13 protein-coding genes are annotated in these 16,174 nt (G+C 46.8%); 8 read left to right on the top strand and 5 right to left on the bottom strand.

From position 1 onward, the window contains the following. Position 1: 1 nt before the first annotated feature. Positions 2-1,378, top strand: a complete 1,377-nt coding sequence (locus MUK70_RS29470) for a M16 family metallopeptidase (protein WP_234657992.1) — start codon at positions 2-4, stop codon at positions 1,376-1,378. 185 nt (positions 1,379-1,563) lie between these two features. Continuing rightward, complete coding sequence (locus tag MUK70_RS29465) at positions 1,564-2,418, top strand: sugar phosphate isomerase/epimerase family protein (RefSeq protein ID WP_234657991.1); 855 nt, start codon at positions 1,564-1,566, stop codon at positions 2,416-2,418. 64 nt (positions 2,419-2,482) lie between these two features. Here MUK70_RS29465 and MUK70_RS29460 read toward each other — a convergent pair whose 3' ends face one another. The 5 genes from MUK70_RS29460 to MUK70_RS29445 form a co-directional block, all read right to left on the bottom strand. Then, positions 2,483-4,381 (bottom strand): RagB/SusD family nutrient uptake outer membrane protein, encoded by a 1,899-nt coding sequence (locus MUK70_RS29460; protein ID WP_234657990.1) that lies wholly within the window; start codon positions 4,379-4,381, stop codon positions 2,483-2,485. A gap of 18 nt (positions 4,382-4,399) precedes the next feature. Further along, entirely contained in the window at positions 4,400-5,977 is a 1,578-nt protein-coding gene (locus MUK70_RS30910; RefSeq protein ID WP_256464061.1) for a SusC/RagA family TonB-linked outer membrane protein, read from the bottom strand. After that, the gene (locus MUK70_RS30905) at positions 5,974-7,899 is read right to left on the bottom strand and encodes a SusC/RagA family TonB-linked outer membrane protein (RefSeq protein WP_256464060.1); all 1,926 of its coding nucleotides are present in this window, start codon (positions 7,897-7,899) and stop codon (positions 5,974-5,976) included. The genes MUK70_RS30910 and MUK70_RS30905 overlap by 4 nt, the downstream gene beginning before the upstream one ends. 180 nt (positions 7,900-8,079) lie before the next feature. Beyond that, entirely contained in the window at positions 8,080-9,204 is a 1,125-nt protein-coding gene (locus MUK70_RS29450; RefSeq protein ID WP_234657988.1) for a FecR family protein, read from the bottom strand. Between the two features lie 88 nt (positions 9,205-9,292). Then, positions 9,293-9,883, bottom strand: a complete 591-nt coding sequence (locus tag MUK70_RS29445; RefSeq protein WP_234657987.1) for an RNA polymerase sigma factor — start codon at positions 9,881-9,883, stop codon at positions 9,293-9,295. A 154-nt stretch (positions 9,884-10,037) separates the two neighbouring features. On the opposite strand from MUK70_RS29445, the gene MUK70_RS29440 reads away from it, so the two are divergent. From MUK70_RS29440 to MUK70_RS29415, 6 genes are all read left to right on the top strand, one after another. Further along, the gene (locus tag MUK70_RS29440) at positions 10,038-10,994 is read left to right on the top strand and encodes an isopenicillin N synthase family dioxygenase (RefSeq protein WP_234657986.1); all 957 of its coding nucleotides are present in this window, start codon (positions 10,038-10,040) and stop codon (positions 10,992-10,994) included. A gap of 58 nt (positions 10,995-11,052) precedes the next feature. After that, complete coding sequence (chrA, locus tag MUK70_RS29435; RefSeq protein ID WP_234658053.1) at positions 11,053-12,195, top strand: chromate efflux transporter; 1,143 nt, start codon at positions 11,053-11,055, stop codon at positions 12,193-12,195. Between the two features lie 98 nt (positions 12,196-12,293). Continuing rightward, positions 12,294-15,305 carry a serine hydrolase domain-containing protein gene (locus MUK70_RS29430; RefSeq protein WP_234657985.1) on the top strand — a complete coding sequence of 1,004 codons (3,012 nt, stop codon included), beginning with the start codon at positions 12,294-12,296 and terminating at the stop codon, positions 15,303-15,305. A 37-nt stretch (positions 15,306-15,342) separates the two neighbouring features. Further along, a complete protein-coding gene (locus MUK70_RS29425) occupies positions 15,343-15,669 on the top strand; it encodes a DciA family protein (protein WP_082215617.1) in 327 nt (108 codons plus the stop codon). Positions 15,670-15,711: 42 nt separating this feature from the next. Then, the gene (locus MUK70_RS29420; RefSeq protein ID WP_234603723.1) at positions 15,712-15,912 is read left to right on the top strand and encodes a DUF2683 family protein; all 201 of its coding nucleotides are present in this window, start codon (positions 15,712-15,714) and stop codon (positions 15,910-15,912) included. After that, positions 15,903-16,166 (top strand): Txe/YoeB family addiction module toxin, encoded by a 264-nt coding sequence (locus MUK70_RS29415; protein WP_234657984.1) that lies wholly within the window; start codon positions 15,903-15,905, stop codon positions 16,164-16,166. The genes MUK70_RS29420 and MUK70_RS29415 overlap by 10 nt, the downstream gene beginning before the upstream one ends. The last annotated feature ends 8 nt before the right edge of the window (positions 16,167-16,174 follow it).

Here is a 16,174-nt window from a genome sequence, read left to right as displayed (position 1 = left end):
TATGAAAAAGATCCTATTTGTGTTTCTGGCGCTGCTCACGCTTTCGGCCTCGGCACAAAACAATTTCAAAGTGCCGCCTTTCGAGAAATTTAAGCTGAAAAATGGCCTGACGGTTTACCTGATGGAGCAGCACGAAGTCCCGCTAATCAATGTATCAGCCGTTTTTGACGCCGGTTCTATAAACGATGGCGACCGTTATGGACTCGCGGGCATAACCGCCGATGCACTGCTTTTTGGCACTGAAAAATATACTAAACCGCAAATTGAAGAAATGACCGATTTCGTGGGCGCGAGCATTAACACTTACGCAGCCAAGGATTTGGCCGGGCTGACCTCGTCTTTCGCAACCAAAGATCAGGGAAAGCTTTTCGACATCATTCAGCAGGTGATCATGCACCCGGTTTTTGACAAAACGGAATTTGACAAGCATAAGCAACGTCTCACACAGGAACTGGTCAGAGAAAAGGAAAGCCCGCGAGCCGTGATCAACGCTTACATGAACGCATTTATGTTCAAAGATTTCCCCTACGCAACACCCGGCGGCGGCACGCCTGCATCCATCGAAAAACTATCCCCAGCCGACGCAAAAGCCTTTTACGAAAGCAATTACACGTCGGGATTGGGTGCAATTGCCATTGTCGGTGACTTCAAAACGGCAGATATGAAGAAAAAAATGACCGCCATGTTTGGTGCCTGGAAAACAGCGCCTTACCGTATGGTAAAACGCGTTGCGCCAAACCTGGAATTCGACAAAAGCCGCGTGTTGCTGGTTGACAAACCCGATGCAAGAGAAACAACATTCGTGATTGCAGGCAAAGGAATTGATTATAATTCAGCCGATTACGTGCCGGTTTTGGTTGTGAACACCATCCTTGGCGGCCGCTTTACTTCCTGGCTGAATGATGCATTAAGGGTCAATTCAGGCCTTACTTATGGTGCAAGAAGCGGTTTTACCCGTTACAAATTTGCCGGAACATTCTCCATCAGCACTTTTACCAAAAATTCCACAACAGTTCCGGCTGTGGATATGGCTTTGCAGGTCCTGGATAGTTTGCACAAAACAGGGATTAATGAAGAAATACTAAAATCGGCCAAGGCATACGTGAAAGGCAGCTTCCCGCCCGCATACGAGTCTGCCGGCGCACTGGCCAGGCTACTCACCGACATGCATATTTACAATTTTGACGAAAGTTACATCAACACATTCCAGGCGCAAGTCGACGGTTTGACCACCGCCAAGACCAAAGAAATAATTGCTACTTACTTCCCGAAAGACAAGTTGCAATTCGTTATGATCGGCAAAGCCAGTGAGATTCGGGATTCGGTGAAGAAATATGGAGAGGTTACCGAAAAGCAGATCAAGGCGGAGGGTTTTTAGTATAACCATCACTGTCCTCGCTTTTATGCAAGTTGGTGGGCTTCGGCTTCGCTCAGCCTGACAAGGTGGTGCGCTTAACATTACCAACACTTGTCATGCTGAGCGGACAGTCCATTAGCATTGTCATGCTGAGCGAAGTCGAAGCACGCTACTAATCAAGAACAAACATTAAATTAAATTATCAAATGAATAAACTATTAAAAACCTGCCTTTTCGCAGCTGCAACCTTTTTAAGCCAAGAAGCCGTCTTTGCGCAGGGCAATGTCTACACAAACCCAATCGGCTTGCAGGCTTACACATTCCGCGGAAGCTGGGACAAAGGCATTGAGGCGACGCTTGATACGATCAAGTCGCTGGGCGTTACAGAATTGGAGGGTGGGCCTATCAAAGGCATGACGACGGAAGAGTTGCGTAAGCAGCTGGACAAGCGCGGCATTAAGATGGTCTCGATCGGTGCGGATTACAACAAACTGGCTGAAAGCAGCGAGCAGACGATTAAAGACGCCAAAGTTTTAGGCGCAAAATATGTCATGGTCGCGTGGATTCCTCACAAAGGCAAATTTGATCTCGAAACGGCTAAAAAAGCAGTCGCCGACTTCAACAAGGCAGGCAAGGAACTGAAAGAAGCGGGCATTGAACTGACTTACCACAACCACGGCTATGAATTCGAGCCTTACGAAGACGGAACATTGTTTGACTATATTGTCAAAAACACGAACCCTGAATATGTAAATTTTGAAATGGATGTGCTTTGGACGGCATTTCCCGGTCAGGACCCTGCAAAGTTACTTCTTAAATATCCGACAAGGTGGAAGCTAATGCACCTGAAAGATCTCAAAAAAGGTGTAGTCGGTAACCTGTCCGGCGGCACGCCAACCACCAATGATGTGGCTCTCGGAACGGGCTCCATCGACATTCCAGCCACATTAAATGCTGCGAAAAAAGTGGGGATCAAACATTATTTTATCGAAGACGAAAGTCCTTCCTATTTGAAGCAGATTCCTCAGACAATCGCTTATATCAAGGGGATTAAGGAGTAAGTTGTCACTAACTCTGTCACCCTGAGCGGACCGGGCCGCTCAGGGTGACAATGTTAGTAGCGCCCTACCAACCCGGATTCTGCTTCAAGGTTGGCGTTCTTTGTAATTCATCCTGCATGATAGGGAATAAATAATGCCTTGGGGTTACGAAGACGCGGCTTTCAATGAAGTAGCGCTGCATTTTGTATTTTTTACCTTCCACTACAATCTTCCCGGCGGGATCTTCAACCGGCTTCATTCCGTTAATCATTCGCTGCGATTTAGGATAAGGCCATGCCTTTTGAGAGCGCTGGTCATTTGTACTTCCGGCTCCCTGCCACGCCTGTTCTTTGGTGGTTTCTTTGGGTGAACTCGGTTCCAGATATAGCCGGGTTGTCCAAATCCGGTTGTTTTCATAAAACAGCTCCACTCTTCTTTCGCGTTTGATATACTCGTCCATTAATGCCTTACTCGCCTTGGCTTCTGCCGGGATCGGTGCCATAAATGCTCTTTTGCGGACCGTGTTCAGCAAGTCATAAATTTCTGCATTGGGCCCGGCGGTTTCGTTCACAGCTTCGCAATAAATGTAAATGAACTCGGGAAGGCGCCAGACCGGTGGGCCGCTGATAGAAAAACTCTTATCCCTGTTCCAGGATTCCCGCAAAATTTTACGCAAGAAATAACCTGTGGTCGTTGAGTTTGTTGCGCCTACTTTGTCAGCGCCGGAGGCAGTGTTGATCACTTTTCCTTTGAAGGTGGAGCCATGATAAACAATGTCCCTGTAAAATCGCGGGTCGCGTTTTACGCTTTCGTAAGGATTGGCATCGTCATAGCCATCTTTTTTGGCCCTTGCAGCATAAACCGGGTAACCAAATCCATCCGGCGCAATATATTCATATTCATCCACTTGCTCCTGAACGGGCATTTGACGGGAGCTTCCGCCCCAGCTTGGCGGGTAAATGTCCCCCTGCCAATTGTTGTCTTTATCACGGGTCACAAAGAAAACTGCTTCATTCTGGAACGCTTCCATATTGTGATAAAGGTCCCAGAGCCTGGCGGGAACTTTGGAATTGTTGTTATTAATGCCTGCGTCATCTCTGAAATCCGCAGCATCGTGGCCCTGATATAATGCATAACGCTGACGGCCTTCCACTTTGAAATCAATGACAGCCTTTGCAGCTGCTTTTGCCGTGTTCCAACGTGCCGGATTGAAAGCGTATTCGGCGGCAAACGAACGCGTATCATTAGGGAATGTGCCTCCGTTCCACATGGGGGTTGCCGCCATCCAGGCCACTACGGCCTTTAATCCAAGACAAGCGCCCTGATCCACTCGCCCAAAATCGGCACCGCCCCAGCTTGGAGGCACCAGCGCCATGGCGGAATCGCAATCCTGATTAATCTTCGCAACTATGGCATGGAATGACTCCTGCCTGAAATCCATGGGATCGGTCGTTCCGATGGTCCGGTTGACGTAAACCACCTCGCCATACATGCGTGCGGCCAGATAATGGAAATAAGCCCGGAGAAAATAGGTTTCTCCCAACCGTTTGTTCAAATCTCCTGCCTGCAACGGATTATCTGGCGTTTTGTATTTTCTGACACCTTCCAAGATCACATTTGCCTTCCTGATCCGTTCATACAAACTCCACCAATATTGCCCTCTGCTGCTTCCTGCCGGCATTACGCTGGCATTCCAGTCGCCGTTGTTGAATTTGTTGGTAAGACTTCCCTCGGCGGTTGAACCTTCGGCTTCATCGGTTACCGGTGCGGTGGAAAAGTGAGAAAAGAACACGAGCGGGCTGTTGGAGCCTTTTGCGTTGTCGTACAGGTCTGTAACGAGCTGGTTTGTTTTGTTGTATCGGGTAAAAACCTGCTCGGCGTCCACCTGATCATCCGGTTTTCTATCCAGGAAATCCTCTTTGCAAGCTGAGAGCAATGTACAGGCAAAGAACAGAATGGTGATATATGTGTTTTTAGTCTTCATAAATGCTTTGGATTAAAATCAGAATGTTAAATCAACACCGAAATTCAGGACCTTCTGGATCGGATACCAATCGCCGGTTCCTTCCTTTGTTTCCGGGTCCATATCCACCTTTTTGAGACCATCCCAAGTCAGCAGGTTAAGGCCCTGGCAGTAAAACCGCACTTGCTCAATGCCGATTTTCTTGATAGCGGCTTTTGGCAGATTATATCCTAACTCAATGGTTTTAAGGCGAATGTATTTTGAATTATAAAGAAATAAACTGCTGTTCCCGTTCTTATTGTTGCTATGATCCCCGAAATGCAATGCCGGATAAGTGGCGGTTTCAGCGGTTTCGGGCGTCCAGCGTTCCAGGTGCATCGGTTTTACTTTTCCGTATTTATCCTGATTAAACAAAGGAAAGTCGTACACGGCCGCTCCTGAAAGCTGAACCGAAGCCCGTGCCGCACCCTGGAAAAGCATGCTGAAATCGAAGCCTTTGTACTTTGCCCCAACCGGCAGGCCAAACATGATTTCAGGATTTCGTGGGTTACCCATGGCCGTCCGGTCACCGAGATCATCAATCTTTCCGTCGCCGTTTAAATCTTTATACACCACATCACCGGGGCGCAATGTTCCCCAGGATTGGTAACCTCCACCCGAATTCATGGCATTAAGCTCATTGGCTTCCTCCTGATTTTTTACAAAATGGTCAAAAGTATAGTTGAAATGTTCGCCGATGCGTTTGCCCGTGTTTGCCCTGCCTGCCATTGCGTAAGGGATTTCGTTCATGAACACGATGTTGTTGCGCGCAAAAGACATATTAGGACGGATAAAATACGTTGCATCCTTGCCAATGCTGCCAGACCAGCCTATTTCCAAATCGAAGCCGCGGTTGTTAACAATTCCTGAATTAATGTATGGCGCATCCTTCCCGACAATGTCTGGGAAGCCCAGCTTGTCCCCACCGCTCATGTCTGTAATGATGTCATAGCGATGTTCATGGAACAGATCGAGCGTTACAGTAAGGTGTTTCAGGAATGTTGCATCAATTCCAATGTTGGCCTTTCGCGCTTTTTCCCAGGTCAGGCCCGGGTTGGCCAGGTCGCCTTCGTAGAGATAACCGCCCGCACCTGATCCGAAATTGTCCGTTCCGAAGTTGTAATCATGATCCCGGTGACTGAAATACTGAAGATAGATAAAACGGCGGTCATTGGGCACGCGGTCACTTCCGACCAAACCATACGACCCTCTGATCTTAAATGAGTTAAGCCAGTTTTGGGTGCTGCTCATAAACTGCTCTTTTGAAAGCACCCATCCCGCAGAAACGGAAGGAAAAAATCCATAACGCTTGCCTTTTGCGAAGTTCTCCGAACCATTGTAAGCAGCATTAAACTCAAAAAGATAACGATCATCATAACCGTAAGTCGCCCTGGCGGTAATTCCCTGGTAACTGAATGGAACCTGGTTGTTAATGATCCTTTTGGAGCGGTTAACGAGCACCATTCCGGTTACGTCGTGCATTCCGAAATTGCGCTGATAATCCAGCTTGGCCTGCACATAGGAGCGGTTCTCATTGTCTTTATTATCAAACGTTTCGGATCGTCTGGTCAATGTCATATTTGTTCCCTGACTTGTAAGCACCAGTGTAAACGCCGGGATTCCTGTAAATGTCGCTTCCCCTGCTCAGGAACGAATGTGGCATAACCCGGATATTCGCGGTAACCTTCCGAATAAGTCGTCACATCCCGTCTGATCCACGCCCCGTCGGACGCGTCATAAGAGAAAACTCCGTCGATCGAAAGTCCTTTGGTAATGAAATCCAACTTGTGCCCCAGCGAAAATGAACCGTTCAGATAAGTGTTTTTATCATTCAAAAATCCTGTGCGGCTCAATTCTCCGAGCATGTTAAATCTGTAAATCTGATCGCCATAAAGCATTCCTAATGGATTATTGGCTTCATACACGCGGTTGGCAGGATTTCCGTTGGGTTCCAATGTGATCGGGAGATAAGAAGGCTGCGTGTTGGCCATCTCTATAATCCTGGCGGCCGAGGTTCCGGGTGCGTTCCGGTCTGTGATCCGGGCCCCAATATCCAGTCTTGCAAAGAAATTGTCGGTAATGTCTATATCAATGTTCGAGCGGAAGTTATAGCGCTTGAAAATGGCCTGTGTGTTATTAGGACCCATATTCGTGTGCTTATAGTTTCCATCCTGCTGAAAGTAATTGGCCAGAACAAAATATCTGGCCCTTACGGATCCACCGCTAATAGACAAACTATAATCGTGCTGCACGCCGGGCTTAAATGCGTAATCGAAATAATTCCAGTTATATCCCAAACCGTCCGAATTGTCGCCTTTTGCTTTCCGGAAGTTGGCAATTGCCGATTCTGTGAACAGATTCAACGTGGATGGATCTGAATCCGGATTGTCGTTTCGCCTTGCTTCATTGTACAACATAGCATAGTCGGCCGAACCCAGATATTCAGGGAATTGTACTGGCTGATTAATGCCCACCGAACCTTTAAAATTCACCGTGGCTTTGTCCTGCACTTTTCCCCTCTTTGTTGTGATCAGGATTACGCCGTTGGCTCCTCTAACCCCGTAAGGCGCTGTTGCTGAGGCATCTTTCAGTATCGTAAATGTTTCAATTTCCGAAGGTGCCAGATAATCCATGCTTCTTTCCAAACCATCGATAATGACGATCGGCGCCTGGTTTCCGTAAGTTGCTGTACCGCGGATATAAATATCGCTGCGGTCTACACCCGGCTCGCCACCACCGAACTGGTTTGCGAAAAGTCCCGGGAGCCTTCCTGCAAGTGCATTTGTAATGCTTGCCGTCGGACTTTGTTTCAAATCTTCCGTAGTAATGGTGGCGATGGAACCCGTAATCGTGGCTTTGCGCTGAGAACCAAAGCCCACAATCACAACTTCCTCCAAGCCACCCAAGTCTTCTTCCAACTTCACATTAATTGCAGTTTGGGCGCCCACAACGAACTCTTTACCCAGGTAGCCGATGAAAGAAATCACGAGCACGTCGCCCTGTTCGGCTTCAATGCTGAATTTACCGGTGGCGTCTGTGGAAGTGCCCTTGTCTGTTCCTTTCACGATAACCGTAGCACCCGGCAACGGTCCGCCTTTCATATCCTGTATCGTCCCCGTAATTTCCCGGATCACATTTTCAACCGGAGCAACGGGCGCAGGAAGTGATTTCAGCGCATTGGATCTTGACTCCTCGTCTTTTTTGAAAACAGCGATTTGTTTTCCGATGATCTTAAACGTCAGGTCGGAGCCTTTCAACGCTCGTGTCAGAATAGCGGGAACAGTTTCGTTTTTTAGGTTTAGATTGAGATTACCCGCTCCTGTTTCCGGGAAAAGGCCGTCTTTGTAAAAAATCCGGTAATCGGTTTTATCCTGAATCAGCTTGAACAACGCGCTCAGATTGCCGTTCCGGATCGCCACATCCATCCTGCTTTTCTGTGAATAGCCCGTTGCGTGAACGCCCATCATTCCGATCCATAGCAGTAGAATCGTCAGCTTCATAATGTTAAGCAATTTGGTTGGGTACAATAGACCCGGGGGGCAATGCCCTGAATGGTCAAATTTTTTCATAAATTTGAATTGACTTTTGTTGATACAATGGTTTAAAAATCACTTGCTTGCCGGCAAGTGTGACTTTCGGGAGACGTTGCCGCGTCTCCCGTTTTTTGTTCTAATCATGTGCTATCTGAATGTAAACCTCCTTTCCGTTTGCTGATAAGTGAGTGATGTGGATACGGCAATCGCATCGAGAACCATTGCGAGATCATCCTGCAAATCCAGTCTTCCGGAAAATGTAATGTGCTTTGCATCAGCACTTCCCACCAGGATTTCTGCCCGGTAGTAACGCGAAAGCTTTTTCAGAATGTCGGCCAGCGGCGCATTTTTCAGGATCAGGAAACCGTCTTTCCAGGAGATATAGGATTCAATATCAACATCTGTAATTTTCAAACTGTCCTTTTCAGGATTGTAAACGGCCATTTTGCTGGGAGTCAGTTTCCTCTCTTTAGCCCCTAACAATGATTTTTGATTGGCTGTGAGCGCAATGCTCCCCTTCACCAGCACTGCCGCTGTGAACTGGTCGTCATCATAAGCGCTCACGTCAAACTCGGTTCCGAGGACCTGCACTTTCATGTTTTTGGTGTGTACATAAAAAGGATTTTCCGCAGCGTGGGAAACGGAAAAGTAAGCCTGCCCTTCCAGATACACTTCTCGGGTGTCCTCGTCAAACCGGGCCGGGTAAACCAGCCGGGAACCCGAATTGAGCCAGATTTTTGTCCCATCCACAAGCGTAATGGTGGACCTTTTGCCGTAAGGGACTGTTAAGGTGTTGAATCCCTGTTCGGCCCCGGCAACCTGTTGCTCCACCACGGACGATGCATTGATCTGGATCCGGGAACCGTTTTTTTCATATATCAGGTTTGAATTTTGCCTGGACAGCTTGATAACCCGTTTGTCGGCCAGTTCTAACCGGGTTTCCTCCTTATCTGCGCTGATTTTAGAAGCCACTTCCTCCATCGCCATGCCCGCATTTTTCCGCATGAACAGATAACCAGAGCCAGCGATAAGCAGCAATGCAAGGGAGGCCGCCATAGCGAGCCAAGCCCTGCTGAAAGATCGCTCATGCTTTTGCTGGATCGTTTCCTCAACGCGCAACAGAAGCGTTTCTTTTTCCGAAACGGGCAACGATTTCTCCTGCAAGGACTGCATCAAGATCTTCGTGTTGGCCAGGATTTTCTTGTCGTCGTCCGTGAGTGCGACTGGTTCGGATTGCGATACACCTTTGCGCTTTGCTGATCTTCTTTTCATTTAGGGTCTTGTTTGACATACAAGAGAAGACTTTCGACAGCATATAGACTTCAAAAAAGGATTATTTTAACAAAAAGAAGAAAATATTTTATACCCAGTAAAAAATCAGGGCAATGGCGCCGAATTCCAGCTTGCCGCGAAGCTGTTTCAGTGCCCGGTAAATAAAGGTCCGGCAGGTAGGAACGGAGATCTGCATGATGGAGGCAATTTCTTCATAATCAAGATCCTGATTGAAACGCAAATAGAGGATCTCCCGCTGCCGCTCGGGCAACTGATTGATTTCGAATGCCAGATGGTCGAGCATCTCCCTTTGCTTCTCGTCCATAATCATATCGTGTTCAACACTGAAAGCGAATGCATTAATGCCAAATGTTTCGTCAGCATGCCAGCTTTTGAAATTGAGTAAAGAGGATTTACGGTGCGCAGCATGCAGCTTTCTTCGAAACGATTTCAGTAAATAAAATTTAACATTAACCTCCTTCGCCAGACTTCCGCGATAGCTGTGCAGGTCAATGAAAAGATCATGGATACAATCCTTAACCAAATCACTGTCAGCAGAATACCGCATCCCGAACTTGTACAGAATGTCCGTGTAAGCATCATAAAGCTCGCTGAATGCCGAAGAACTCCCGGAAATAAAACGTTCCCACAGGTCAATTCCCGGATCAATGTCTGTCATGGCAGAAAATCAAAAGAAGAAGTCCAAAGATTATAAAAAAGGATGTAATGTATATATAAAAAACATTCCCTTCTGTATACGTTTTCCAGTTCGTGCTGCAAGATCACTTGGCAAGTCTGCGGATAGTTTTTACTTTGCACCAAAAAAGGATTTTATGGAACCAGCATTATTAAATCAAGTCCCATCGCTGGATTTGGCCGATTTTACCTCAGGAAATACTGAAAGGAAAATGCAGTTTGTAGCTGAGCTGGGTGACGCCTTTACCAACATTGGATTTGTGGCAATAAAGAATCACGGACTCAGCGACGCACTAAGAAACGAGCTTTACGAAAAAGTCAAGCAATTCTTTGCGCTGCCGGACGAGGTTAAGAAAAAGTATGAGTTTGCTGAACTGTTTGGGCAAAGAGGATATATTGGCAAAGGAAAAGAAACGGCAAAAGGCTTCAAAGTGGCCGATTTAAAGGAATTCTACCACATTGGACAGCCTGATCCTATTGGAAGCATGCCTTCAAATATTTTCCCGGAAGAGCTCCCCGAGTTTGAAAAATATACATTAGAAGTTTATCATACTTTTGAAAATGCAGGGAAAATGCTCCTGCGCGCCATTGCGATCTACCTGAATCTGCCGGAGGATTACTTTGAGGATAAGGTTAAAAATGGCGACAGTTTACTGCGCGCATTACATTATTTCCCAATTCCAAATCCGGAACTTGTACCCGAAGGGGCTGTTCGTGCAGCCGCACATGGCGACATTAACCTCATAACCTTGCTCATGGGCGCCAGTGCAGAAGGATTGGAAGTGCTTCGCCGGGACGGAGAATGGATTGCCATAACCGCGCTTCCCGATCAAATCGTCGTGAATGTGGGTGACATGCTGGACAGGCTTACCAACCACAAATTGAAGTCGACCATTCATCGGGTTGTGAACCCGCCACGTGAGAAAATGGGCACATCGCGTTACTCTATCCCTTTTTTCATGCACCCGCGGGCAGATATGGATCTTGCAAGCCTGGAAAGTTGCGTGTCGCAGGAGAACCCGAAATTGTATGTCGATATGACGGCCGGGGAATTTTTGGATGAAAGATTGAGAGAACTGGGTTTAAAAAAATAACCTGCACAAACGCTTGGCCCACCCTCCTATCCGCCGCTTTCGCTACATCATTTACCTGATGGACATCCTCTTGTTGTCATTAACCGCTTTTGGAGGTCCGCAGGTGCATTTGATGATGATGATTGAAAGATTGGTCAGGCAAAGAAGATACATTACCGAAGAAGAATTGCTTGAATTACAGGCATTATGTTCCGTTTTGCCGGGCCCGAGTTCCACGCAGACGGTTACGGCCATCGGACTGAAAATAGGGGGACAACCACTTGCTTATCTGACACTTATCGTGTGGTCGCTGCCTGCCATGATCCTGATGACAATGGCGGCGATAGGCATTCATTACCTGGAACGACATTCAATTTCGCTGCAATTCACAAAGTTTGTGGGACCCATGGCGGTGGCTTTTTTAATGTATGGAGCTTCATCTATTGCGCGAAAAGTCATCCATAACACCCAGGGTTGGTCTTTTCTGATCATTTCCACTATTCTCGCTTACATGTATCCCTCTCCCTACATGACGCCAGTGCTCATTATCACAGGGGGCATTGCGGCATCCCTGAACTTCAAAAAACATGAGGTTATGGAGAAAAGCCCGATCCATATTTTGTGGAGGCCGATTATCTTCTGGATTTCGGTTTTGATCGTGGCTGCGGTCGTCGGTAAGCTCACTAATTCACTCCCTGTGAGGTTATTCGAGAATTTTTACAGGAATGGCAGTCTGGTTTTCGGTGGCGGCCAGGTTCTCATTCCCATCCTTTATAATGAGTTTGTGGAATTTAAACATTATCTCACCGACCAGGAATTTCTTGCTGGAATGGCCTTAACGCAGGTTGTGCCAGGGCCTGTTTTTTCCATTGCTACATTTGTAGGAAGCATTTCCCTGCAGTCGGCAGGCATAACAGGACAAATCATTGGCGGCTTTGTCGCAACAGCAGGGATTTTCCTGCCAGGAACATTCTTTATCTTTTTCGCCTACCCGTTCTGGGACCAGTTGAAACGATACAGGGGCATCCGCGCTTCCCTGGAAGGCATACACGCCGCCAGCTGCGGCCTCACCATCGCCGCTGCGATCTCCCTGTTCCAACCCATGATGAACAACTGGCAACCCCTGTTTACTGTCATCTGCACCATTCTCGTTCTCACATTTTCCAAAGTGCCTTCTTACGTGATTATCATCGCCGGGCTGGTGTTGGGGCTGGTTTTTTAACAAGCATTACGCAAACATTCAGCCAGGCAATAGTTTCCATTGGATTAGTCAATTGGTTTTCCAAACTTTGGAAACTGATTCCTATTATGTCCTAATTCATGAAAAAATTCACCTTTCTACTGCTTTTTCTGTTCTTAATAAGGCTTTCAAGTGTTGATTCCCAAGCCCAGATTGCTTCTTCACCTGCTTTTCTGCAGCAGAGCCAGGCCAGCGAATCCCGGCAATGGGTCGATTCGGTTTTTGCTACGCTTACGCCGGATGAACGCATTGCGCAGTTGATTATGGTGGCGGCTGTTTCTGATGTGAAACGGGCGGTTATTGATCCTAAAACGAGCAATCCGGCCGTAGTGGAGAAGTTGATTCGCGAAAATAAGGTGGGTGGGATCGTGTTCTTTCAGGGCGGGCCGGTTCCTCAGGCGCAGCTGACAAATTATTATCAATCCATTTCAAAAGTGCCGCTGCTCATTGCGATGGACGCTGAATTTGGGCTGGCCATGCGGATCGACAGCACGGTAAGATATCCGTATCAAATGACATTGGGCGCCATTCAGGGCAGTAATGATCTGATTTATGAAATGGGCGCGCAACTCGCAAAACAGGCCCGGAGGTTAGGAATGCACATTAATTTCGCCCCCGTTGCAGACGTAAACAACAATCCGGACAATCCGGTTATCAGCTTCCGGTCTTTTGGGGAAAATAAATATAAAGTCGCAGACAAAGCGGTGGCTTACATGAAAGGAATGCAGGAGAATGGCCTGCTAACCAGCGCGAAACACTTTCCCGGCCATGGCGATACGGGAGTGGATTCGCACTACGATCTTCCCTTAATTTCACACAATACAGACAGGCTGGATTCTTTGGAACTATATCCTTTCAAAGCATTGATTGCCAATGGGATAAGCGGGATGATGATTGCACATTTGAGCATTCCCGCTTTGGACAAAACACCGAATTTGCCCTCAACGCTTTCCAAACCCATTGTATCGGATCTTTTAAGAAAACAACTTGGATTTGACGGGCTGATTTATTCCGATGCGATGAATATGAAAGGCGTTACCAAGTATTTCCCGAACGGCAAAGCCGATGCCATGGGCCTCGAAGCTGGAATGGACCTGCTGGAATTTACGGAGGACGTTTCAAAGTCGATTGCTGAAATCAAAAAGAGCATTGCAGAAGGAAAAATAACGCAGGCAGAGATTGATGCACGTTGTAAAAAAGTGCTGCAAGCCAAAGCATGGGCAGGCTTGAATCACTACAAACCGGTTGATCTCAACAATTTATACAAAGACCTGAACCCAAAAGCCGCAGAACTGACGAACCGTCTTTTGACCGAAAAAGCGTTGACAGTCCTGAAAAATGATAACGACTTATTGCCATTGCGAGACCTGGACACTTTGAAAATAGCCTCGATATCCCTGGGTGCAGACACCATTACGACTTTCCAGAAAACATTAGGCCTGTACACAACCGTAGAGCATTTCTACATTCCTGCCAAAGCCACCGAAACGCAGGTTACCGAGCTGCGCGAAAAGTTAAAAGCATTCAATTTGTTGCTGGTAGGCGTGCACTTGGGCAGCATTTCACCGCGAACCAATTATGGGTTAACGGAGCAAATGAGCGCCGTTTTGCAGGAGCTGATAGCTTCCAACAAGGCAGTTGTTTCTATTTTCGGCAATCCTTATGCTTTGAATAAAATTCAAAAGCCGGAAAATGCACGTGCATTGTTGATGGCTTATCAGTTAACGCCTTATACGCAAGACCTTTCGGCGCAGCTGATTTTTGGAGCCATTCCTGCACAGGGAAAACTGCCGGTTACGGTGAATGCCCGATTCCCATACAATGCAGGCATGGAAACACCGGCCATAGGACGACTAAAATACACCATCCCAGAGGAACTTGGCCTTGATTCCGAGGTGATTACTTACAAAATTGACTCCATTGCAAATGTTGCCCTCACGCAAAAAGCAACGCCCGGATGCGTGGTGCAGCTGGCGAAGGACGGTAAAGTGTTTTTCAGAAAAGCCTATGGAAAACACACATACGAAGGAAATGCTAATGTCAAACTAACAGACCTTTACGACCTGGCCTCGGTAACCAAGATCACAGCCTCTACATTGGCCTTAATGAGCCTCTGGGATCAGAAAAAGTTCGATCTGGACGCGACAATGAAGGATTATCTGCCTGATTTCAAGAATTCAAATAAAGCAGATCTGCCATGGCGACGCGTTTTGACGCATAGTGCGCGGTTAAAAGCGTTTATCGTTCTTTGGAAAGAAGCGCAGAATGCGGACGGCAGTTGGAAAAAGAAGACTTTCAGCACCAAACAGTCGAAGAGATATCCGACTTCGGTGGTCGGCGACAGCCTGTTCATTTTTAAAAATTATGATAAGAAGATTTTCGAAGCCATCCGCGACTCTCCTTTGAATGAAAAAGATGGTTATGTGTACAGCGACCTTTCATTTATTCTTTATCCACAAATCGTGAAAACATTGTCGGGCGAGAACTTTGAGGATTATCTGAAAAACCATTATTACCACAAATTAGGCGCAAACACATTAACATTCAACCCCAAACGTTTTTACAAGCCGGAAGACATTGTTCCTACCGAGCGCGATACGTTTTTCAGGATGACGCAACTGCACGGCCAGGTTCATGACGAAGCGGCTGCAATGCTCGGCGGACTGAGCGGGCATGCGGGCTTGTTTGGGGACGCCAATGATGTGATGAAAGTTTGGCAAATGTATTTGCAGCAGGGATATTATGGCGGTCAGCAATTATTAAGTAAAGATGCGCTGATCGAGTTCACGCGTTATCAATATCCGGAGATGGGAAGTCGTCGTGGGATCGGATTTGACAAACCCACATTTAAATATTCAGGAAACGCGCCGAAATATGCCAGCCCTTCGAGCTTTGGGCATACAGGTTATACGGGGATCATGACCTGGGCAGATCCCGCGTGGAAGCTGAATTATGTATTTTTGTCCAACCGCGTTTACCCGACGAGGGAGAATAATAAGATCTCGCAGCTGAACATCCGCACGGCGATCATGGATGTGGTTTATCAGGAATTATTGAAAAAAGTAAGCTCTGAAACAACCGCCGGGCTCTGAGAACTTCCTACATTTGCAGGATTCACTTTGTACAATTATGGCGCAACATTATCGGTTCGACAAAGAAAAAGCCTCCCGGCGGCCTGGCGTCACGCCGTTGAAAGATGCCATTGATCAAATGCTGGAAAAGTATCGTTTACGGAACCGGTTTGATCAATCTTATGTAGTCGCGCATTGGGACAAAATCATGGGTTCAGCAATCGCAACGCGGACAAAAACCGTTTACATTAAAGACAGGACCCTTTTTCTCCAAATAGAATCCGCCCCGTTACGCAATGAGCTATTTCGCGCGAAGGCTAAGATTATTGAGCTGATCAACAGAGAAATGGGCTCGGATCTGCTGGAAGAAGTGGTTTTTATTTAGGGTAAAAGTCTGTTATATTTAATCTCGCTTAAAAATAAAGACATGACAACACTATTGATTAAAACAGAAGATGAAGCGTTTTTAACAGCTGTTAAGAACCTGTTGAAAGACTTCCAGGTTGCATTTGAAGAAAGGGAAGAAAGTCCATATGACCCGGAATTTGTAAAAAAAATAAAGCAGGGCCGACAGGATATTCTTGAAGGTAAAGGTGTCAAGATCGAGCTTGACGATATATGGAAATAACGTATTCCCCACGGGCGAATGCTGAATTACTGCATTGGAAAAAGACCAACAACACTATCATTTTAAAGAAAATACGCGCACTTATTGAGTCAATATCTGAAACACCCTTTGAGGGAATTGGAAAACCCGAAGCGCTAAAATATGACCTTTCTGGACATTGGTCCAGACGAATAACTAAAGAACATCGCCTTGTTTATCAGGTGTTCGATGATATAATACTTGTATTATCTCTAAAAGGTCACTACGAACCCTAGCATAATAT

Origin of the sequence: Dyadobacter chenwenxiniae, from assembly GCF_022869785.1 — a bacterium.
Lineage (GTDB): Bacteria > Bacteroidota > Bacteroidia > Cytophagales > Spirosomataceae > Dyadobacter > Dyadobacter chenwenxiniae.
The sequence above is the reverse complement of the archived record's forward strand: the minus strand, read 5'-3'. Positions and strand labels throughout refer to the sequence as shown.